Origin of the sequence: Pseudolabrys taiwanensis, assembly GCF_003367395.1 — a bacterium.
GTDB lineage: Bacteria > Pseudomonadota > Alphaproteobacteria > Rhizobiales > Xanthobacteraceae > Pseudolabrys > Pseudolabrys taiwanensis.
Window position 1 is genome coordinate 633,449 of the sequence record NZ_CP031417.1, and the last position, 20,589, is coordinate 654,037.

Genomic DNA, 20,589 nt, shown 5'->3' on the forward strand with positions numbered 1-20,589 from the left:
GTTCGTTCGCGATGACTTGAAAATGCGGCGGTTCGGGCAAGTCCCGAATCACATAGAACCGGACGGCCCCGACGCCTGTCCCGATGGTCGCGATGGAATGCGGCTGTTCGGAGAGGCGCCCGCGCTGCCAATCGCAATAGAATCGAGAGAGAACACGATGGCGCAGACGTTTACCGGTCGCAAGCGCGTACGGAAGTTTTTTGGCTCAATCAAAGAAGTCGCGGAGATGCCGAACCTCATCGAGGTTCAGAAGGCGTCCTACGACCAATTCCTGCTGGTGGATGAGCCGCATGGCGGCCGTCCCGACGAAGGCCTGCAGGCCGTTTTCAAATCGGTATTCCCGATCTCCGATTTTTCGAACTCCTCGATGCTGGAATTCGTCAAGTACGAGTTCGAACCGCCGAAGTATGACGTCGACGAGTGCCGTCAGCGCGGCATGACTTTCGCTGCGCCGCTCAAGGTGACGCTGCGCCTCATCGTGTTCGATATCGACGAAGAGACGGGTGCCCGTTCGGTCAAGGACATCAAGGAGCAGGATGTCTACATGGGCGACATCCCGCTCATGACCAACAACGGCACCTTCATCGTCAATGGCACCGAGCGCGTCATCGTCTCGCAGATGCACCGTTCGCCCGGCGTGTTCTTCGATCACGACAAGGGCAAGACGCACTCGTCCGGCAAGTTGCTGTTCGCCGCCCGCATCATTCCGTATCGCGGCTCCTGGCTCGACATCGAGTTCGACGCCAAGGACATCGTCTATGCGCGTATCGACCGTCGCCGTAAGATTCCGGTGACGTCGCTGCTGTTCGCCCTCGGCCTCGACGGCGAAGAGATCCTGTCGACCTTCTACAAGCACGTGCCCTACAAGCGCGCGAAGGAAGGCTGGCGCGTGCCCTTCGATGCCAACCGCATGAAGGGCTACAAGGCAATCAACGATCTCGTCGACGCCGACACCGGCAAGGTGGTGGTCGAGGCCGGCAAGAAGCTGTCCGTGCGTCAGGCGCGCCAGCTCGCCGAAAAGGGCCTCAAGGCGCTGCGCATGGCCGACGAGGAGCTCATCGGCCATTACGTTGCCGAGGACCTCGTCAATCCGAAGTCCGGCGAAATCTACATGGAAGCCGGCGAGGAGATCACCGAGAAGAACCTGAAGGTTCTGATCGAGCAGGGCTACAAGGAGCTGCCGCTCCTCGACATCGACCACGTCAATGTCGGCGCCTACATCCGCAACACGCTGTCGGTCGACAAGAACATGACGCGCGAGGACGCGTTGTTCGACATCTACCGCGTCATGCGTCCGGGTGAGCCGCCGACCGTGGAAACGGCCGAAGCGATGTTCCGTTCGCTGTTCTTCGACAGCGAGCGCTACGATCTCTCGGCGGTCGGCCGCGTGAAGATGAACATGCGTCTCGACCTCGACGCGCCCGACACCATGCGCGTGCTGCGCCGGGAGGACATCCTCGCGGTCATCAAGACGCTGGTCGACCTGCGCGACGGCAAGGGCGAGATCGACGACATCGACAATCTCGGCAACCGCCGCGTGCGTTCGGTCGGCGAGCTCATGGAGAACCAGTACCGCATCGGCCTCCTGCGCATGGAGCGCGCGATCAAGGAGCGCATGTCGTCGGTCGATATCGACACCGTCATGCCGCAGGACCTGATCAACGCGAAGCCGGCGGCCGCCGCGGTGCGCGAGTTCTTCGGTTCGTCGCAGCTCTCGCAGTTCATGGACCAGACCAACCCGCTGTCCGAGATCACGCACAAGCGTCGTCTCTCGGCGCTGGGCCCTGGCGGTCTGACGCGCGAACGCGCCGGCTTCGAGGTGCGCGACGTGCACCCGACACACTACGGCCGTATCTGCCCGATCGAGACGCCGGAAGGTCCGAACATCGGTCTGATCAACTCGCTCGCGACCTACGCGCGCGTGAACAAGTACGGCTTTGTCGAAACGCCTTACCGCAAGGTCAAGGAAGGCCGTGTCACCGACGAGGTGGTCTATCTCTCCGCGATGGAAGAGAGCCGCCACGCGGTCGCGCAGGCGAACGCCGAGATGGACGCCAAGGGCCGCTTCACGGAAGACCTCATCGTCTGCCGTCAGGCCGGCGACGTGCATCTCGTGCCGCGTGACAAGGTCGACTACATGGACGTGTCGCCGAAGCAGCTCGTGTCGGTGGCCGCGGCGCTCATCCCGTTCCTCGAGAACGACGACGCCAACCGCGCGCTCATGGGCTCGAACATGCAGCGTCAGGCCGTGCCGCTCGTGAAGGCGGACGCGCCGTTCGTCGGCACCGGCATGGAAAGCGTCGTGGCGCGCGACTCCGGCGCCGCGATCGCGGCCCGCCGGGCGGGCATCATCGACCAGGTGGACGCCACGCGTATCGTTATCCGCGCCACCGGCGAGACCGATCCGACCAAGCCGGGCGTCGATATCTACCGGCTGATGAAGTACCAGCGCTCGAACCAGAACACCTGCATCAACCAGCGTCCGCTGGTGAAGGTCGGTGACAAGGTCGAGAAGGGCGACATCATCGCGGACGGTCCGTCGACCGATCTCGGCGAACTCGCCCTCGGCCGTAACGTGCTCGTCGCGTTCATGCCGTGGAATGGCTACAACTTCGAGGACTCGATCCTGCTCTCCGAGCGGATCGTGAAGGAAGACGTGTTCACGTCCATTCACATCGAGGAATTCGAGGTGATGGCGCGCGACACCAAGCTCGGCCCCGAAGAAATCACCCGCGACATCCCGAACGTCTCGGAAGAGGCGCTCAAGAATCTCGACGAAGCGGGCATCGTCTACATCGGCGCGGAAGTCCACGCCGGCGACATCCTGGTCGGCAAGATCACGCCGAAGGGCGAAAGCCCGATGACGCCGGAAGAGAAGCTGCTGCGCGCGATCTTCGGTGAAAAGGCCTCGGACGTTCGCGACACCTCGCTGCGCGTGCCGCCGGGCGTTCAGGGCACCGTCGTCGAAGTGCGCGTGTTCAACCGTCACGGTGTCGAGAAGGACGAGCGCGCGCTCGCCATCGAGCGTGAGGAGATCGAGCGTCTCGCCAAGGACCGCGACGACGAGCAGGCGATCCTCGACCGTAACGTCTACGGCCGTCTCGCGGAGCTGCTCGAAGGCCGCCAGGGCGTCGCCGGTCCGAAGGGCTTCAAGAAGGACAGCAAGATCACCCGCGCCGTGCTGGATGAGTATCCGCGCTCGCAGTGGTGGCTGTTCGCCTCGCCGAACGACAAGCTGATGGCCGAGATCGAAGCGATCCGGAAGCAGTACGACGAGTCGAAGAAGCTGCTCGAGCAGCGTTTCCTCGACAAGGTCGAGAAGCTGCAGCGCGGCGACGAACTGCCGCCCGGCGTGATGAAGATGGTCAAGGTCTTCGTCGCGGTGAAGCGTAAGATCCAGCCGGGCGACAAGATGGCCGGCCGTCACGGCAACAAGGGCGTGGTCTCGCGCATCGTTCCGATCGAGGACATGCCGTTCCTCGCCGACGGTACGCACGCCGACATCGTGCTCAATCCGCTCGGCGTGCCGTCGCGCATGAACGTCGGTCAGATTCTCGAGACGCATCTTGGCTGGGCTTGCGCCGGCCTCGGTCTCAAGATCGGTCAGGCGGTCGATGTCTATAACCAGAAGCACGACTCCAAGCCGCTGAAGGAGATGCTGCGCAAGGTCTACGGCGAGGACGAGACCATCAAGACGCTGGAAGAGGACGAGCTCGTCGAGCTCGGCTCCAACCTCCGGCGCGGCGTGCCGATCGCGACGCCGGTGTTCGACGGTGCCAAGGAGAAGGACATCGAGCAGATGCTCGATCTCGCGGGCCTCGACCACTCCGGTCAGTCGACCGTCTATGACGGGCGCACGGGCGAGCCGTTCGATCGCAAGGTGACGGTGGGCTACATCTACATGCTCAAGCTGCACCACCTCGTGGACGACAAGATCCACGCGCGTTCGATCGGTCCGTACTCGCTGGTCACCCAGCAGCCGCTCGGTGGCAAGGCGCAGTTCGGCGGCCAGCGCTTCGGCGAAATGGAGGTGTGGGCGCTCGAAGCTTACGGCGCGGCCTACACGCTGCAGGAGATGCTCACCGTGAAGTCGGACGACGTCGCCGGTCGTACCAAGGTGTACGAGGCGATCGTGCGCGGCGACGACACGTTCGAAGCGGGCATCCCGGAGTCGTTCAACGTGCTGGTCAAGGAAATGCGCTCGCTCGGCCTCAACGTCGACTTGCACAATTCCAAGCAGCGGCCGGCCGAGCCGACCGCGGAAGCGGCCGAGTAAGATTGAACGGGGGAACGGCGCGAGCCGCTCCCCCGCAGATGTCATCGTTCGCGTGAGCGGACGATCCAGTAGCCCGCCCCGGCGGTGATTACTGGATGCCCGGCCTTCGCGGGGCATGGCAACGGACAGATTTTTCGGGCCGCGGCAGCGGCCAAGGAGAATACGATGAACCAAGAAATTATGAATCTCTTCAGCCCGCAGGCGCCGGCGCAGGTCTTCGACCAGATCCGGATCTCGATCGCGAGCCCGGAGAAGATTCTGTCCTGGTCCTACGGCGAGATCAAAAAGCCGGAAACCATCAACTACCGTACCTTCAAGCCCGAGCGCGACGGTCTGTTCTGCGCGCGCATCTTCGGGCCCATCAAGGACTACGAGTGCTTGTGCGGCAAGTACAAGCGCATGAAGTACAAGGGCATCATCTGCGAAAAGTGCTCGGTGGAAGTCACGCTCAGCCGCGTGCGGCGCGAGCGCATGGGCCACATCGAGCTCGCGGCGCCGGTCGCGCACATCTGGTTCCTGAAGTCGCTGCCGAGCCGCATCGGTCTGCTGCTCGACATGACGCTCAAGGACCTCGAGCGCATCCTGTACTTCGAATACTACGTCGTGCTTGAGCCGGGCCTCACCCCGCTTAAGGATCGTCAGCTGCTGTCCGAAGAGGAGTACCTCAAGGCGCAGGACGAGTTCGGCCAGGATTCGTTCACCGCTTTGATCGGCGCGGAAGCGATCCGCGAGATGCTCAAGGGGATGGATCTCGACCGGCTGCAGGTCGAACTGCGCGCCGAGATGGGCGAGACCGACAGCGACATCAAGAAGAAGAAGATCGCCAAGCGGCTGAAGCTGATCGAGGCCTTCATCGCCTCGGGCAACAAGCCGGAGTGGATGATTCTGACCGTGGTGCCGGTGATCCCGCCGGATCTGCGTCCGCTCGTTCCGCTCGACGGCGGCCGCTTCGCCACGTCCGATCTCAACGACCTCTATCGCCGCGTCATCAACCGCAACAACCGTCTGAAGCGGCTGATCGAGCTGCGCGCGCCGGACATCATCATCCGCAACGAGAAGCGCATGCTTCAGGAAGCGGTGGATGCGCTGTTCGACAACGGCCGCCGCGGCCGCGTCATCACCGGCGCCAACAAGCGTCCGCTGAAGTCGCTCGCCGACATGCTCAAGGGCAAGCAGGGCCGCTTCCGCCAGAACCTGCTCGGCAAGCGCGTCGACTATTCGGGCCGTTCGGTGATCGTGGTCGGTCCCGAGCTCAAGCTGCATCAGTGCGGCTTGCCGAAGAAGATGGCGCTCGAGCTGTTCAAGCCGTTCATCTACTCGCGGCTCGACGCCAAGGGCCTGTCGACGACCGTGAAGCAGGCCAAGAAGCTGGTGGAGAAGGAGAAGCCGGAGGTTTGGGACATCCTCGACGAGGTGATCCGCGAACACCCGGTGCTTCTGAACCGCGCGCCGACCTTGCACCGCCTCGGCATCCAGGCTTTCGAGCCGGTGCTGATCGAGGGCAAGGCGATCCAGCTGCATCCGCTGGTCTGCGCCGCGTTCAACGCCGACTTCGACGGCGACCAGATGGCCGTGCACGTCCCGCTGTCGCTCGAAGCGCAGCTGGAAGCGCGCGTCCTGATGATGTCGACCAACAACATCCTGCATCCGGCGAACGGTCAGCCGATCATCGTGCCGTCGCAGGACATCGTGCTCGGCCTCTACTATCTCTCTTTGATGAGCGAGGGGCAGCCGGGCGAGGGCAAGGTGTTCGGCGATCTCGCGACGATCGATCATGCGTTGCATGAGAAGGCGATCACGCTGCACTCGAAGATCAAGTATCGCTGGGAAGGCATCGACGAGAACGGAAACACGTTCACGCGCTGGTACGACACGACCCCCGGTCGCGTCGTTCTCGGCAACGTGCTGCCGAAGAACGTCAAGGCGCCGTTCGACCTCGTCAACAAGCTGATGACGAAGCGCGAAATCTCCGGGATGATCGACGCGGTGTACCGTCACTGCGGTCAGAAGGAGACGGTGATCTTCTGCGACCGCATCATGGCGCTCGGCTTCTACCACGCGTTCAAGGCCGGCATTTCGTTCGGCAAGGACGACATGGTCGTGCCGAAGAAGAAGTGGGACATCGTCGAGAAGACCCGCGAGGAAGCCAAGGACTTCGAGCAGCAGTACAACGACGGCCTGATCACCCAGGGCGAGAAGTACAACAAGGTGGTCGATGCCTGGTCCAAGTCGACCGACAAGATCGCCGAAGAGATGATGCGCGAGATCTCGGCCACCAAGAAGGACGACAAGGGCCGCGATCTGCAGATCAACTCGATCTACATGATGGCTCACTCGGGCGCGCGCGGGTCGCCGGCCCAGATGCGTCAGCTCGCCGGCATGCGCGGCCTGATGGCCAAGCCGGACGGCTCGATCATCGAGACGCCGATCGTGTCGAACTTCAAGGAAGGCCTCACCGTTATGGAGTACTTCAACTCCACGCACGGTGCCCGTAAGGGTCTGGCCGACACCGCCTTGAAGACGGCGAACTCGGGTTACCTGACGCGTCGTCTCGTCGACGTCGCCCAGGACTGCATCATCACCGAGCCGGATTGCGGCACGACGAACGGCATCAAGGTCCGCGCGATCATCGATGCCGGCACGGTCGTCGCTTCGCTGGCCGTGCGCATCCTTGGCCGCACCACGGCCGAGGACGTGAAGGACCCGACGTCGAGCGCGGTCATCATGCCCGCCGGCACGCTGCTGCAGGAGCCGGAGGTCGAGAAGATCACGCAAGCCGGCGTGCAGGAGCTCAAGATCCGCTCGGTGCTGACCTGCGAAAGCAAAGTCGGCGTTTGCGGCGCCTGCTACGGACGCGATCTTGCCCGCGGCACGCCCGTGAACATGGGCGAGGCTGTCGGCGTCATCGCGGCGCAGTCCATCGGCGAGCCGGGCACCCAGCTCACCATGCGTACGTTCCACATCGGCGGCGCCGCTCAGATCAACGAGCAGTCGTTCATCGAGTCGAACTTCGACGGCAAGATCCAGATCCGCGGTCTCAACGTCGCCAAGAACTCGGACGGCGACGTGGTGACGATGGTGCGCAACATGGTCGTCGCGGTCGTCGACCCCGACGGCACCGAGCGCGCGCATCACCGCATCCCCTACGGTGCGCGTCTGCGCATCGAGGACGGCCAGATGATCAAGCGCGGCACGCGTATCGCCGAGTGGGATCCGTACACCCGGCCGATGCTGACCGAGGTGGAAGGCACGATCGAGTTCGAGGACATGGTCGACGGTCTGTCGATGTCCGAACAGCTCGACGAGTCGACCGGCATCGCCAAGCGCGTGGTCATCGACTGGCGTACGGGTTCGTCCCGTAACCAGGCCGACCTGCGTCCGGCGATCGTGATCAAGGGTGCGGACGGCAAGGTGCTCAAGCTCGCCCGTGGCGGCGAAGCGCGTTACCTGCTCGCCGTCGACGCCGTTATCTCGGTCGACCCGGGCTCCAAGGTGAAGGCGGGCGACGTCATCGCGCGTATCCCGACCGAAAGCGCCAAGACGCGTGACATCACCGGCGGTCTGCCGCGGGTGGCTGAGCTGTTCGAAGCCCGCAAACCGAAGGACGCGGCGATCATCGCCGAGACCAGCGGCAGCGTTCGGTTCGGCAAGGACTACAAGAACAAGCGCCGGCTCACGATCGAGCCGACCGACAAGAGCGAGGAGCCTCGCGAGTACCTGATCCCGAAGGGCAAGCACATCCACCTTCAGGACGGCGACGTCATCGAGAAGGGCGATTATATCGTCGAGGGCAATCCCGCCCCGCACGACATTCTCGCCATCCGCGGCGTCGAGGAGCTCGCTTCGTACCTGACGAACGAGATCCAGGAGGTCTACCGGCTGCAGGGCGTTATGATCAACGACAAGCACATCGAGGTGATCGTTCGCCAGATGCTGCAGAAGGTCGAGATCGACGACGCCGGCGAAACCGAGCTGTTGCAAGGTGAGCAGGTCGACAAGAGCGAGCTCGAGGAGGTCAACGAACGCGCTGCGGAAGAGGGCAAGAAGCCGGCGACGGGTCACCCCGTGCTGCTCGGCATCACCAAGGCCTCGCTGCAGACCCGCTCGTTCATCTCGGCGGCCTCGTTCCAGGAGACCACGCGCGTCCTCACCGAAGCCGCGGTCAACGGCAAGGCGGACACGCTCGACGGCCTCAAGGAGAACGTCATCGTCGGCCGCCTGATCCCGGCCGGCACCGGCGCCATGATGAACCAGCTGCGCGAGGTTGCGACCAAGCGCGATGCGCTCATCCTGGAAGAGCGGGAGAAGGACGCGACCAAGACCGCGCCTGCGCCCGCCGAGGCTCCGGCGCTGCCGCCAGCCGAGTAAGCCAAAGGCTGACTGCCACGACATCGAAGGGCCGCCCATTGGGCGGCCCTTTTTCTTTTCAGCGGAGCCTGAAAGTAGGCGGGTGAAGTCGTTCAATGACTGCGCTGGGCTTTCCGCTCGTCATGCCCGGCCGTGTGCCAGGCATCCACGATCTGACGCAGCCGCGAAGCCGAGAAAGCGCGGATGGCCCGGGACATAAGGGCGTTTACGCCCGTCTTTGACGGGCTATGCCCGGCCATGGCGACGCCGGCGACGGTCGGACTTCCGCTCCCTTGAGCGCTCAAGTCATCAGATTGTCGTGCGGACTCAGGCTTGCTGGCGCTCAAGAAAGGCGAGGCCTTCGATGAACGACGCTTGGTGGAAGTCTGCGGTCCTCTATCAGATCTATCCGCGCTCGTTTCAGGACAGCGATGGCGACGGCGTCGGCGATCTCAAGGGCATCGTCGAACGTCTGCCGTACCTGAGCGACCTCGGCGTCGATGCCCTCTGGCTGTCGCCGATCTTCGTCTCGCCGATGACCGACTTCGGCTACGACATCGCCGACTACACCGCGATCGATCCGCTGTTCGGCACGATGGCGGATTTCGATACGCTGGTCGAAGCCGCGCATGCACGCGGCCTCAAGGTTCTGCTCGACCTCGTGCCCAACCACACCTCGGAGCGCCATCCGTGGTTCGAGCAAAGCCGCGCCTCGCGCGATAACGCCAAGCGGGATTGGTACATCTGGCGCGATCCGGCGCCGGACGGCGGTCCGCCCAATAACTGGCTCTCGGAGTTCGGCGGCTCCGCCTGGGCCTTCGATGCGGTCACCGGGCAGTACTATTACCACGCGTTTCTCGCGGCGCAGCCGGACCTCAACTGGCGCAATCCCGCGGTCATGGCGGCGATGCACGAGGTCATGCGCTTTTGGCTGCGACGCGGCGTCGACGGCTTCCGCGTCGACGTGATCTGGCATCTGATCAAGGACGAGGCGTTCCGCGACAATCCGCCGAACCCGGACTATCGCGACGGCGATTCGCCATACCGCCGGGTCCTGCCGATCTACTCCACCGACCGGCCCGAGGTGCACGACGTCATCCGCGGCCTGCGCGCCGTGATCGACGAGTTTCCCGCGCGGGTGCTGATCGGCGAGATCTACCTGCCGATCGAGAAGCTGGTTGCCTATTACGGCCGCGACCTCTCCGGCGCGCATATGCCGTTTAATTTCAGCCTGCTCGAGACACCGTGGCAGGCGGGGGCGGTCGGCGCCCTCATCGATCGTTACGAGGCGGCGCTGCCGCCCGGCGCCTGGCCCAACTGGGTTCTCGGCAACCACGACCGGCCGCGCGTCGTCAGCCGCGTCGGCGCGGCGCAGGCGAGGGTGGCCGCGGTGCTGCTGCTCACTTTGCGCGGCACGCCGACGCTCTATTACGGCGACGAACTCGGCATGTCGCAGGTTCCCATCCGGCCGGAACAAGTGCAGGACCCGTTCGAGAAGAATGTGCCCGGCTTTGGCTTCGGCCGCGATGGCTGCCGGACGCCGATGCAGTGGGACGCCAGCCTCCATGCCGGCTTCTCGCGAGTCGCACCCTGGCTGCCGCGTGGCGCCGATGCCGCTGTCGTCAACGTCGCCCGTGAGCGAGACGACTCGGATTCGCTGCTGAGCCTTTACCGCCGACTCATTATGTTGCGTCGCAGTCGCCCGGCTCTGACGCAGGGTGGTTACCGGCCGCTGGAGGCCACGGCTGGGTCACTGGCCTACCTGCGGGAGACTGACGATGATCGGGTGCTGGTGGCGGTGAATATGAGCCCAAATTCTGTGGCAATCGCTGTACCGGAGGCTGTATTGGGCCAAAAAGTGCTTATATCGTCGACGAGCGGTCGAGAGGGCGAGCGCTGCGATCGCCACCTGACGCTTCACGGCGACGAGGCGGTGGTGGTCGGGTAGGCCGCCAATGCCCGGCGCGGTGGCGCCGAGGTGGCCAAAACCGCGATGTTTCGCGCGCTTTCGCCTTGACTTGGCCGATTCTCACCGATACATACGCCACACTTTACGGCAGGCGGTGAGCTTCGCTTGTTCGGAACGGCCGCCCGGCCAACCTTCTGGAAACGCTGAAATTTCTTGAAGGCTTCGCGCTGGGCACTACGCCTCGACCAATGAAGCTCAAACGCTGCCTCTGACAGCCGATGTCAGGTTTGGATTGATGGGCCAGGGTGCTTAACCGCGCCGGGGCCGTCACACACGGAAAAGCGCCCGCCGCGCGAACGCGGATGGCGCGTTTCCGTTTTGCGTGCCGGAGACGGTGCGCGAACGCGCGCGGGCGTGACCGCGCAAACGATGCCGGGCTCCACGCCCAACGAATGAACTGGCGGGCTTGCCCGCGAATGAGCCGGGCGCAAGCCCGACAGTCCGGGCTTTCAGGCCCACACGAGGTAGCGAAGGCTTTACGATGCCGACGATTAACCAGCTGATTGCGAAGCCGCGGCACCCGCTCAAGGCGCGTAACAAGGTGCCCGCGCTGCAGGCGAGCCCGCAGAAGCGCGGCGTCTGCACGCGCGTCTACACGACCACGCCGAAGAAGCCGAACTCGGCGCTTCGTAAGGTCGCCAAGGTGCGTCTGACGAATGGCTTCGAAGTCATCGGCTACATCCCGGGCGAAGGTCATAACCTTCAGGAGCACTCGGTGGTCATGATCCGCGGCGGCCGCGTGAAGGACTTGCCGGGCGTGCGTTACCACATCCTGCGCGGCGTGCTCGACACGCAGGGCGTCAAGAACCGTAAGCAGCGCCGTTCGAAGTACGGCGCGAAGCGTCCGAAGTAAGGATAAGCGTCATGTCCCGTCGTCACGCTGCAGAGAAGCGCGAGATCATTCCGGACCCGAAGTTCGGCAACATCGTCGTATCGAAGTTCATGAATGCCATCATGTACGACGGCAAGAAGTCCGTCGCGGAAGGCATCGTCTACGGTGCGCTCGAGACCATCGAGAACAAGACCAAGCAGAACCCGATCAACGTCTTCCAGCAGGCGCTCGACAACGTGATGCCCTCGATCGAGGTGCGTTCGCGGCGCGTCGGCGGCGCCACCTATCAGGTTCCGGTCGAAGTCCGCACGACCCGTCGTCAGGCTCTCGGCATCCGCTGGATCATCAACGCGGCCCGCGACCGCAACGAGCGCACCATGACCGAGCGTCTCTCGGCCGAGCTGCTCGATGCGTCGAACAATCGCGGCAATGCCGTCAAGAAGCGCGAAGACACGCACAAGATGGCGGAAGCCAACCGCGCGTTCTCGCACTACCGCTGGTAACGGCGGCGAACGAATTCAGGAACGACCAGTATGGCTCGCGCTCACGCAATTGAGAACTACCGCAACTTCGGCATCATGGCCCACATCGATGCGGGCAAGACGACGACGACCGAGCGGATTCTCTATTACACCGGCAAGTCCCACAAGATCGGCGAGGTGCATGAAGGCGCCGCGACGATGGATTGGATGGAGCAGGAGCAGGAGCGCGGCATCACCATTACGTCGGCCGCGACGACCGCGTTCTGGAACGGCAAGCGCCTGAACATCATCGACACCCCCGGCCACGTCGACTTCACCATTGAAGTCGAGCGCTCGCTGCGCGTGCTCGACGGCGCCGTCGTCGTGCTCGACGGCAACCAGGGCGTCGAACCGCAGACCGAGACCGTCTGGCGCCAGGGCGACAAGTACCGCGTGCCGCGCATCGTGTTCGCCAACAAGATGGACAAGACGGGCGCCGACTTCTTCAAGTGCCTGGACGACATCGTTGATCGTCTGGGTGCCAAGCCCGTCGCGATCCAGCTGCCGATCGGCGCGGAAAACAACTTCACCGGCATGGTCGATCTGGTGATCATGAAGGCGTATGTCTGGAACAACGAGGCGCTCGGCGCCAAGTTCGAGACCGTCGACATTCCGGCCGATCTCGCCGACAAGGCGAAGGAATATCGCGAGAAGCTCGTCGAAGCCGCTGTCGAGCTCGACGACGATGCGCTGACCGCGTTCCTCGATGGCAAGGAGCCGGACGAGGCGACGCTGAAGCGTCTCATCCGTAAGGCCGTGCTCACCGGCGCTTTCTATCCCGTGCTGTGCGGCTCGGCCTTCAAGAACAAGGGCGTGCAGCCGCTGCTCGACGCGGTCGTCGACTATCTGCCGTCGCCGCTCGACGTGCCGGCGATCAAGGGCATCGACCCGGACAAGAACAACGAAGAGACGAGCCGCGAGCCGAAGGATGACGCGCCGCTGTCGCTGCTCGCCTTCAAGATCATGGACGACCCCTTCGTCGGCACCATCACTTTCTGCCGCATCTACTCCGGCGTTCTGTCGAGCGGCACCGGCGTGATCAACTCGACGAAGGAGCGCAAGGAACGTATCGGCCGCATGCTCCTGATGCATGCGAACAACCGCGAAGACATCAAGGAAGCCTATGCCGGCGACATCGTCGCGCTGGCGGGGCTGAAGGAAACGCGGACCGGCGACACTTTGTGCGATCCGGATCACCCGGTGATCCTCGAGAAGATGGAATTCCCGGAGCCGGTCATCGAGCTCGCGATCGAGCCGAAGTCGAAGGCCGACCAGGAGAAGCTGGGCGTTGCGCTGGCGAAGCTCGCCGCGGAGGATCCGTCCTTCCGTGTGTCGACCGACGCCGAGAGCGGCCAGACCATTCTCAAGGGCATGGGCGAACTGCATCTCGACATCAAAGTCGACATCCTGAAGCGTACCTACAAGGTCGACGCCAACATCGGCGCGCCGCAGGTGGCGTTCCGCGAGAAGATCACCAAGTCGGCCGAAGTGGATTACACCCACAAGAAGCAGACCGGCGGTTCCGGCCAGTTCGCGCGCGTGAAGATCATCGCCGAGCCGTCCGAGCCGGGTGCGCCATTCGAGTTCGAGAACGAGATCGTCGGCGGCGCGGTGCCGAAGGAATTCATCCCGGGCGTCGAGAAGGGCCTCGAGTCGGTGCTCAACTCGGGCGTTCTCGCCGGCTTCCCGGTGGTGGATTTGAAGGTGCGGCTGGTTGACGGTGCGTATCACGACGTCGACTCGTCGGCGCTGGCCTTCGAAATCGCGTCGCGCGCGGCGCTCCGCGAGGCCCTGCAGAAGGGCAAGCCGGTGCTGCTCGAGCCGATCATGAAGGTCGAGGTGGTGACGCCGGAAGACTACACCGGTTCGGTCATCGGCGACCTGAACTCGCGGCGCGGTCAGATCCAGGGTCAGGACATGCGCGGCAACGCCAACGTGATCAACGCGATGGTGCCGCTGATGAACATGTTCGGCTACGTCAATAACCTGCGGTCCATGTCTCAGGGCCGCGCCACATTCACCATGCAATTCGATCACTACGCTGAATTGCCCGCCAACGTTTCTGCCGAAGTGCAGAAGAAGTTCGCGTAAGCGTAGCGATCGTAAACTGAAGGACTTGAACGGAGAGTTCCATGGCCAAAGAGAAATTCAACCGTACGAAGCCGCACTGCAACATCGGCACCATCGGTCACGTCGACCATGGCAAGACGTCGTTGACGGCGGCGATCACCAAGGTGCTCGCCGAGACCGGCGGTGCGACGTTCACCGCCTATGACCAGATCGACAAGGCGCCGGAAGAGAAGGCGCGCGGCATCACCATTTCGACCGCGCACGTCGAGTACGAGACGACCAACCGTCACTACGCGCACGTCGACTGCCCAGGCCACGCCGACTACGTGAAGAACATGATCACGGGCGCCGCGCAGATGGACGGCGCGATCCTCGTCGTGTCGGCCGCCGACGGCCCGATGCCGCAGACCCGCGAGCACATCCTGCTCGCCCGCCAGGTCGGCGTGCCGGCGATCGTCGTGTTCCTCAACAAGTGCGACATGGTCGACGACCCGGAGCTGCTCGAGCTCGTCGAGCTCGAAGTTCGTGAGCTCCTGTCGAAGTACAACTTCCCGGGCGACAAGATTCCGATCATCAAGGGCTCGGCCCTGATGGCGCTGGAAGACAAGGATCCGAAGCTCGGCAAGGAAGCCATCCTCGAGCTGATGAAGGAAGTCGACGCCTACATCCCGCAGCCGGAGCGTCCGATCGACCAGCCGTTCCTGATGCCGGTCGAAGACGTGTTCTCGATCTCGGGCCGCGGCACCGTCGTGACCGGTCGCGTCGAGCGCGGCATCGTCAAGGTCGGCGAGGAAGTCGAAATCGTCGGCATCAAGCCGACCACCAAGACGACCGTCACCGGCGTGGAAATGTTCCGCAAGCTGCTCGATCAGGGTCAGGCTGGCGACAACATCGGCGCGCTGCTGCGCGGCACCAAGCGTGAGGAAGTCGAGCGCGGCCAGGTGCTCTGCAAGCCGGGTTCGGTCAAGCCGCACACCAAGTTCAAGGCTGAGGCTTACATCCTCACCAAGGAAGAGGGCGGCCGCCACACGCCGTTCTTCACCAACTACCGTCCGCAGTTCTATTTCCGCACCACCGACGTGACCGGTGTCGTGCATCTGCCGCAGGGCACGGAAATGGTGATGCCGGGCGACAACATCGCGATGGAAGTGCACCTGATCGTGCCGATCGCGATGGAAGAGAAGCTCCGCTTCGCCATTCGCGAAGGTGGCCGCACCGTCGGCGCCGGCGTCGTGGCGAGCATCATCGAGTAAGACGGCTGTTGTGCCCCCGCTCTAACGGGCGGGGGCATCCAGTTTCCGCCGGCAACGGCGGACAAGCTGAGTAGCTATCGCATACTGGATCGTCCTCTTGAACGGACGATGACAGTCGAGAAGAGAAACGACAATGAACGGCCAGAATATCCGGATCCGGCTCAAGGCGTTCGATCACCGCATCCTCGATGCGTCGACGCGCGAGATCGTGAACACGGCCAAGCGCACGGGTGCGCAGGTGCGTGGTCCCATCCCGCTGCCGACGAAGATCGAGAAGTTCACGGTGAACCGCTCGCCCCACGTCGACAAGAAGAGCCGCGAACAGTTCGAGATGCGCACGCACAAGCGCCTTCTCGACATCGTCGACCCGACGCCGCAGACCGTGGACGCGCTGATGAAGCTCGACCTGGCCGCCGGCGTCGACGTCGAGATCAAACTCTGAGCCGCGCGAGGAAGCCATGCGTTCTGGAGTGATCGCGCAGAAAGTCGGGATGACCCGGGTGTTCACCGAAGCCGGTGAGCACGTACCGGTGACGGTCCTGCAGCTTGCCGGGTGCCAGGTGATTGCTCACCGCACCAAGGATAAGAACGGCTACGTCGCGCTGCAGCTCGGCGCCGGGCCGCGCCGCACCAACAACATGAACAAGGCCGACCGCGGCTATTTCGGCAAGGCGAATGTCGAGCCGAAGCGCAAGCTGGTCGAGTTCCGCGTCAGCGACGATGCGGTGCTGCCCGTCGGCGCCGAGATCACGGCCGATCATTTCGTGCCGGGTCAGTATGTCGACGTTGCCGGCATCACCGTCGGTAAGGGTTTTGCCGGCGCCATGAAGCGCTGGAACTTCGGCGGTCTGCGTGCCTCGCACGGTGTGTCGATCTCGCACCGTTCGATCGGTTCGACCGGCGGCCGTCAGGATCCGGGCAAGACCTTCAAGAACAAGAAGATGCCGGGCCATATGGGCGTCGATCGTGTCACCACGCTCAACCTCAAGGTCGTGCAGCTCGACGTCGAGCGCGGCCTCATCCTGGTCGAGGGTGCTGTGCCGGGCCACAAGGGCGGCTGGATCACCGTGCGCGACGCGGTGAAGAAGGCGCTGCCGAAGGATGCCCCGAAGCCGGGCAAGTTCCGCGTGGCCGACCAGGCTGCTGCGGAGGCGCCGGCCGCGGAAGCGCCGACCCAGCAGGAGGGTGCGTGATATGGAACTGAAGATCACCACTCTTGAAGGCAAGGAAGCCGGCTCGGTGAGCCTGTCCGACGCGATCTTCGGCCTCGAGCCGCGCGCCGACATCATCCAGCGCTGCATCAACTGGCAGCTGGCGAAGCGCCAGCGTGGTACGCACAAGGCCAAGGATCGCTCCGAGATCTGGCGTACCGGCAAGAAGATGTACGCGCAGAAGGGCACCGGCGGCGCGCGTCACGGCTCGGCCCGCGTGCCGCAGTTCCGCGGCGGCGGTCGCGCCTTCGGTCCGATCGTGCGCAGCCACGCCATCGATCTGCCGAAGAAGGTGCGGGCGCTCGCGCTCAAGCATGCTCTGTCGTCGAAGGCGAAGGACGGCGGCATCGTCGTGCTCGACAAGGCCTCGCTGAACGATCCCAAGACCAAGGCGCTGGCCGGCCACTTCGGCAAGCTTGGCGTCGAGAATGCGCTGATCATCGACGGGGCGGAGATCGAGAACAACTTCCGCACCGCCGCGCGCAACATTCCGAACATCGACGTGCTGCCGATCCAGGGCATCAACGTCTACGACATCCTGCGGCGCAAGACTTTGGTGCTGACCAAGGCCGCGGTTGAAGCGCTGGAGGCGCGGTTCAAATGAGCACCAGCGATCCCCGTCATTACGACGTCATCATCGCGCCGGTGATCACCGAAAAGGCGACGATGGCTTCGGAGCACAACAAGGTCATGTTCAAGGTGGCGCGCACCGCCACCAAGCCGCAGATCAAGGAAGCGGTGGAGAGGCTCTTCGACGTCAAGGTCAAGAGCGTCAACACGCTGATCCGCGAAGGCAAGATCAAGACCTTCAAGAACAGACTCGGGCAGCAGTCCGATGTGAAGCGCGCGATCGTGACTCTCGAAGAGGGTCACCGCATCGACGTGACCACCGGGTTGTAAGAGGTCCTCGCTATGGCATTGAAGACTTACAATCCCACGACGCCGAGCCAGCGCCATCTGGTGATCGTCGACCGTTCGGGCCTCCACAAGGGCCCGCCGGTCAAGACGCTCACCGAAGGTCAGCACTCGACCGGCGGCCGCAACAACCACGGCCGCATCACGACGCGCTTCCGCGGCGGCGGCCACAAGCAGGCCTACCGCATCATCGACTTCCGTCGCGCCAAGAAGGACGTGCCGGCGAAGGTGGAGCGCCTCGAGTACGACCCGAACCGCACGGCGTTCATCGCGCTGATCAAGTACGAGGACGGCGAGCTCGCCTACATCCTGGCGCCGCAGCGCCTGGCGCCGGGCGACACCGTGATCTCGTCGGACAAGGCCGACATCAAGCCGGGCAACGCGCTGCCGCTGGGCAGCATTCCGGTCGGCACGATCGTGCACAACGTCGAGCTGAAGATCGGGAAGGGCGGTCAGCTCGCCCGCTCGGCCGGCACCTACGTGCAGATCGTCGGCCGCGACCAGGACTACGTGATCCTGCGTCTGTCGACGTCGGAGCAGCGCCTCGTGCACGGCCGTTGCATGGCGACCGTCGGCGCGGTGTCCAACCCGGACAACATGAACACGACGATCGGCAAGGCCGGCCGTCAGCGCTGGAAGGGTCGCATGCCGCACAACCGCGGCATCGTGATGAACCCGGTCGACCATCCGCACGGCGGTCGTACCAAGGGCGGCAAGCACTGGGTCACCCCGTGGGGCCAGCCGACCAAGGGCATGAAGACGCGCAAGAACAAGCGCACCAACAAGTTCATTGTGGTCAGCCGACACGACCGCAAGAAGAAGCAGCAGTAGGACGAGAACGATGACGCGTTCTGTTTGGAAAGGTCCCTTTGTCGACGGCTATCTGCTCAAGAAGGCAGAAGCCGGACGCGCGTCGGGCCGTCACGATGTGATCAAGATCTGGAGCCGTCGCTCGACGATCCTGCCGCAGTTCGTCGGCCTGAGCTTCGGCGTATACAACGGCCAGAAGCACGTGCCGGTGACGGTGACCGAAGAGATGGTGGGCCACAAGTTCGGCGAGTTCTCGCCGACCCGCATCTTCCACGGTCACACGGCCGATAAAAAAGCCAAGCGCTCGTAAGTATTTACTGGGATAGAGATTAGTCATGGGCAAGCGCGCACGCGAAAGAGACCTCGCCGACAACGAGGCCAAGGCTGTGAGCAAGATGCTGCGGGTTTCGCCGCAGAAGCTCAACCTTGTCGCGCAGTTGATCCGCGGGAAGAAGGTCGCGAGCGCGCTCGCCGATCTCGAGTTCTCGCGCAAGCGCATCGCCAGGGACGTGCGCAAGTGCCTGGAATCCGCGATCGCCAATGCCGAGAACAATCATGACCTCGATGTCGACGATTTGATCGTCGCCGAGGCGCATGTCGGCAAGGGCCTCGTGATCAAGCGTTTCTCTCCGCGCGGCCGTGGCCGCGTGGGTAAGATTCTCAAGCCGTTCTCGCACCTGACGATCGTGGTTCGTCAGGTCGAGGCGCAGGCGAGCGCCTGAGGAGTTAGCGATGGGTCAAAAAATCAATCCGGTCGGCCTGCGTCTCGGCATCAACCGCACCTGGGATTCGCGTTGGTTCGCCGGCAAGAACGACTACGGCAACCTGCTGCACGAAGACATCAAGATCCGCGAAGAGCTGATGAAGCAGCTCAAGCAGGCCGCGGTGTCGCATATCGTGATCGAGCGTCCGCATAAGAAGTGCCGCGTCACCATTCACTCGGCGCGTCCGGGCGTGGTCATCGGCAAGAAGGGCGCGGACATCGAGAAGCTGCGTAAGTCGGTGGCCAAGCTCACCGACAGCGACGTGGTCATCAACATCGTCGAAATCCGCAAGCCGGAGCTCGACGCCAAGCTGGTCGCCGAGTCGATCGCGCAGCAGCTCGAGCGCCGCGTCGCGTTCCGCCGCGCCATGAAGCGCGCCGTTCAGTCGGCGATGCGTCTCGGCGCCGAAGGCATCCGTATCAACTGCTCGGGCCGTCTCGGCGGCGCGGAAATCGCGCGTCTCGAGTGGTACCGCGAGGGGCGGGTGCCGCTGCACACGCTGCGCGCCGACGTCGATTACGGCACTGCCACCGCTTTCACCACCTTCGGCACCTGCGGCGTGAAGGTCTGGATCTTCAAGGGCGAGATCCTCGAGCACGATCCGATGGCGCAGGACAAGAAGCTCGCCGAAGGCGATAGCGGCCGTCCGCGCCGCGACGCCGCCGGCGCGTGATCTGAAAAGAGTTAAGTCATGCTGCAACCCAAGCGCACCAAGTTCCGCAAGGCCTTCAAGGGCCGTATTCACGGTATCGCGTCCAGCGGCACCACGCTCGCTTTCGGCCAATACGGTCTGAAGGCGCTGGAGCCGGAGCGCGTCACCGCGCGTCAGATCGAGGCGGCCCGTCGTGCCCTCACGCGCTTCATGAAGCGCGCGGGCCGCGTCTGGATCCGCGTGTTCCCGGACGTTCCGGTGTCGAAGAAGCCGATCGAAGTGCGCATGGGCAAAGGCAAGGGTTCGCCGGAGCTTTGGGTCGTGCGCGTCAAGCCGGGCCGCATCCTGTTCGAGGTCGACGGCATTCCGCACGAGACCGCTCGTGAGGCTCTGACGCTCGCGGCGGCCAAGCTGCCGATCAAGACCCGTTTCATTGAACGCATCGCCGAGTGAGACCATGAAAGCCGTAGATGTCAGAGCGATGACGCTCGATCAGCTCGATGACGAAGTCCTCAAGCTGAAGAAGGAGCAGTTCAACCTGCGCTTCCAGCGGGCGACCGGCCAGCTCGAGAACACCTCGCGCGTGCGCACGATCCGCAAGGACATTGCGCGGATGAAGACCATTGCCGCCCAGAAGCGCGCCGCCGAAGGCGCCGCTGCGAAGAAGTAAGGGGTAAGAGATGCCGAAACGTACCCTCCAGGGCGTGGTCGTCAGCGACAAGCAGGACAAGACCGTGGTCGTCCGCGTGGACCGCCGCTTTGCTCACGCGACGATGAAGAAGGTTATTCGCCGCTCGAAGAAGTATCACGCGCACGACGAGGCCAATCAGTACGCCGTCGGCGACCTGGTGTGGATCGAGGAGCGCCGCCCGATTTCCAAGCAGAAATGCTGGGAAGTGATCCGGGGCGAGAAGAAGCAGAAAGTGCAGTAAGCGCCATGCGTAACGATTTTCACGCAACGCGCATAAC

General features: G+C 63.7%; 18 protein-coding genes. All 18 read left to right on the plus strand.

The features are described 5' to 3' along the window. The first annotated feature begins 157 nt into the window (after positions 1 to 157). The 18 genes from rpoB (at position 158) to rpsQ (ending at position 20,552) form a co-directional block, all read left to right on the plus strand. Positions 158 to 4,276 (plus strand): DNA-directed RNA polymerase subunit beta, encoded by a 4,119-nt coding sequence (gene rpoB, locus DW352_RS02915; RefSeq protein WP_115688374.1) that lies wholly within the window; start codon positions 158 to 160, stop codon positions 4,274 to 4,276. 165 nt (positions 4,277 to 4,441) lie between these two features. Next, positions 4,442 to 8,644 (plus strand): DNA-directed RNA polymerase subunit beta', encoded by a 4,203-nt coding sequence (rpoC, locus tag DW352_RS02920; RefSeq protein WP_115688376.1) that lies wholly within the window; start codon positions 4,442 to 4,444, stop codon positions 8,642 to 8,644. Positions 8,645 to 8,987: 343 nt separating this feature from the next. Continuing rightward, complete coding sequence (locus DW352_RS02925; RefSeq protein ID WP_115688378.1) at positions 8,988 to 10,571, plus strand: alpha-amylase family glycosyl hydrolase; 1,584 nt, start codon at positions 8,988 to 8,990, stop codon at positions 10,569 to 10,571. Between the two features lie 502 nt (positions 10,572 to 11,073). Further along, entirely contained in the window at positions 11,074 to 11,445 is a 372-nt protein-coding gene (gene rpsL, locus DW352_RS02930) for a 30S ribosomal protein S12 (RefSeq protein WP_115688380.1), read from the plus strand. A gap of 11 nt (positions 11,446 to 11,456) precedes the next feature. Next, positions 11,457 to 11,927 carry a 30S ribosomal protein S7 gene (rpsG, locus tag DW352_RS02935; RefSeq protein WP_115688382.1) on the plus strand — a complete coding sequence of 157 codons (471 nt, stop codon included), beginning with the start codon at positions 11,457 to 11,459 and terminating at the stop codon, positions 11,925 to 11,927. Between the two features lie 30 nt (positions 11,928 to 11,957). Next, on the plus strand, positions 11,958 to 14,036 hold the full coding sequence (gene fusA, locus DW352_RS02940; RefSeq protein ID WP_115688384.1) for an elongation factor G: 2,079 nt from the start codon (positions 11,958 to 11,960) through the stop codon (positions 14,034 to 14,036). Between the two features lie 41 nt (positions 14,037 to 14,077). After that, positions 14,078 to 15,268, plus strand: a complete 1,191-nt coding sequence (gene tuf / locus DW352_RS02945; RefSeq protein ID WP_115688386.1) for an elongation factor Tu — start codon at positions 14,078 to 14,080, stop codon at positions 15,266 to 15,268. A gap of 133 nt (positions 15,269 to 15,401) precedes the next feature. After that, positions 15,402 to 15,710 (plus strand): 30S ribosomal protein S10, encoded by a 309-nt coding sequence (gene rpsJ / locus DW352_RS02950; RefSeq protein WP_115688388.1) that lies wholly within the window; start codon positions 15,402 to 15,404, stop codon positions 15,708 to 15,710. 16 nt (positions 15,711 to 15,726) lie between these two features. After that, positions 15,727 to 16,461 carry a 50S ribosomal protein L3 gene (rplC, locus tag DW352_RS02955; RefSeq protein ID WP_115688390.1) on the plus strand — a complete coding sequence of 245 codons (735 nt, stop codon included), beginning with the start codon at positions 15,727 to 15,729 and terminating at the stop codon, positions 16,459 to 16,461. Between the two features lies 1 nt (position 16,462). After that, positions 16,463 to 17,083 (plus strand): 50S ribosomal protein L4, encoded by a 621-nt coding sequence (gene rplD, locus DW352_RS02960; protein ID WP_115688392.1) that lies wholly within the window; start codon positions 16,463 to 16,465, stop codon positions 17,081 to 17,083. Further along, positions 17,080 to 17,379: a 50S ribosomal protein L23 gene (locus DW352_RS02965; RefSeq protein ID WP_115688394.1), complete on the plus strand. Its 300-nt coding sequence runs from the start codon at positions 17,080 to 17,082 to the stop codon at positions 17,377 to 17,379. The genes rplD and DW352_RS02965 overlap by 4 nt, the downstream gene beginning before the upstream one ends. A 12-nt stretch (positions 17,380 to 17,391) precedes the next feature. Then, a complete protein-coding gene (gene rplB, locus DW352_RS02970) occupies positions 17,392 to 18,225 on the plus strand; it encodes a 50S ribosomal protein L2 (protein WP_115688396.1) in 834 nt (277 codons plus the stop codon). A 10-nt stretch (positions 18,226 to 18,235) separates the two neighbouring features. Next, positions 18,236 to 18,514 (plus strand): 30S ribosomal protein S19, encoded by a 279-nt coding sequence (gene rpsS, locus DW352_RS02975; RefSeq protein WP_115688398.1) that lies wholly within the window; start codon positions 18,236 to 18,238, stop codon positions 18,512 to 18,514. 25 nt (positions 18,515 to 18,539) lie between these two features. After that, entirely contained in the window at positions 18,540 to 18,926 is a 387-nt protein-coding gene (gene rplV / locus DW352_RS02980) for a 50S ribosomal protein L22 (protein ID WP_115688400.1), read from the plus strand. 10 nt (positions 18,927 to 18,936) lie between these two features. Then, complete coding sequence (gene rpsC / locus DW352_RS02985; protein WP_115688402.1) at positions 18,937 to 19,641, plus strand: 30S ribosomal protein S3; 705 nt, start codon at positions 18,937 to 18,939, stop codon at positions 19,639 to 19,641. A gap of 18 nt (positions 19,642 to 19,659) precedes the next feature. Then, positions 19,660 to 20,073, plus strand: a complete 414-nt coding sequence (gene rplP / locus DW352_RS02990; RefSeq protein ID WP_115688404.1) for a 50S ribosomal protein L16 — start codon at positions 19,660 to 19,662, stop codon at positions 20,071 to 20,073. A 4-nt stretch (positions 20,074 to 20,077) separates the two neighbouring features. Then, complete coding sequence (gene rpmC / locus DW352_RS02995) at positions 20,078 to 20,290, plus strand: 50S ribosomal protein L29 (protein ID WP_115688406.1); 213 nt, start codon at positions 20,078 to 20,080, stop codon at positions 20,288 to 20,290. A gap of 10 nt (positions 20,291 to 20,300) precedes the next feature. Then, entirely contained in the window at positions 20,301 to 20,552 is a 252-nt protein-coding gene (gene rpsQ, locus DW352_RS03000; protein ID WP_115688408.1) for a 30S ribosomal protein S17, read from the plus strand. Positions 20,553 to 20,589 lie beyond the last annotated feature (37 nt).

Bases quoted from the DNA above. Each gene is read 5' to 3' on its own strand.
- rplB (WP_115688396.1), top strand. From the start codon at position 17,392: ATGGCATTGAAGACTTACAATCCCACGACGCCGAGCCAGCGCCATCTG.
- rpsG (WP_115688382.1), top strand. From the start codon at position 11,457: ATGTCCCGTCGTCACGCTGCAGAGAAGCGCGAGATCATTCCGGACCCG.
- rpsC (WP_115688402.1), top strand. From the start codon at position 18,937: ATGGGTCAAAAAATCAATCCGGTCGGCCTGCGTCTCGGCATCAACCGC.
- rplC (WP_115688390.1), top strand. From the start codon at position 15,727: ATGCGTTCTGGAGTGATCGCGCAGAAAGTCGGGATGACCCGGGTGTTC.
- rplV (WP_115688400.1), top strand. From the start codon at position 18,540: ATGGGCAAGCGCGCACGCGAAAGAGACCTCGCCGACAACGAGGCCAAG.
- tuf (WP_115688386.1), top strand. From the start codon at position 14,078: ATGGCCAAAGAGAAATTCAACCGTACGAAGCCGCACTGCAACATCGGC.
- rpoB (WP_115688374.1), top strand. From the start codon at position 158: ATGGCGCAGACGTTTACCGGTCGCAAGCGCGTACGGAAGTTTTTTGGC.
- rpsL (WP_115688380.1), top strand. From the start codon at position 11,074: ATGCCGACGATTAACCAGCTGATTGCGAAGCCGCGGCACCCGCTCAAG.
- rplD (WP_115688392.1), top strand. From the start codon at position 16,463: ATGGAACTGAAGATCACCACTCTTGAAGGCAAGGAAGCCGGCTCGGTG.
- DW352_RS02925 (WP_115688378.1), top strand. From the start codon at position 8,988: ATGAACGACGCTTGGTGGAAGTCTGCGGTCCTCTATCAGATCTATCCG.
- fusA (WP_115688384.1), top strand. From the start codon at position 11,958: ATGGCTCGCGCTCACGCAATTGAGAACTACCGCAACTTCGGCATCATG.
- rpsJ (WP_115688388.1), top strand. From the start codon at position 15,402: ATGAACGGCCAGAATATCCGGATCCGGCTCAAGGCGTTCGATCACCGC.
- rpsS (WP_115688398.1), top strand. From the start codon at position 18,236: ATGACGCGTTCTGTTTGGAAAGGTCCCTTTGTCGACGGCTATCTGCTC.
- rpsQ (WP_115688408.1), top strand. From the start codon at position 20,301: ATGCCGAAACGTACCCTCCAGGGCGTGGTCGTCAGCGACAAGCAGGAC.
- rpmC (WP_115688406.1), top strand. From the start codon at position 20,078: ATGAAAGCCGTAGATGTCAGAGCGATGACGCTCGATCAGCTCGATGAC.
- DW352_RS02965 (WP_115688394.1), top strand. From the start codon at position 17,080: ATGAGCACCAGCGATCCCCGTCATTACGACGTCATCATCGCGCCGGTG.
- rplP (WP_115688404.1), top strand. From the start codon at position 19,660: ATGCTGCAACCCAAGCGCACCAAGTTCCGCAAGGCCTTCAAGGGCCGT.
- rpoC (WP_115688376.1), top strand. From the start codon at position 4,442: ATGAACCAAGAAATTATGAATCTCTTCAGCCCGCAGGCGCCGGCGCAG.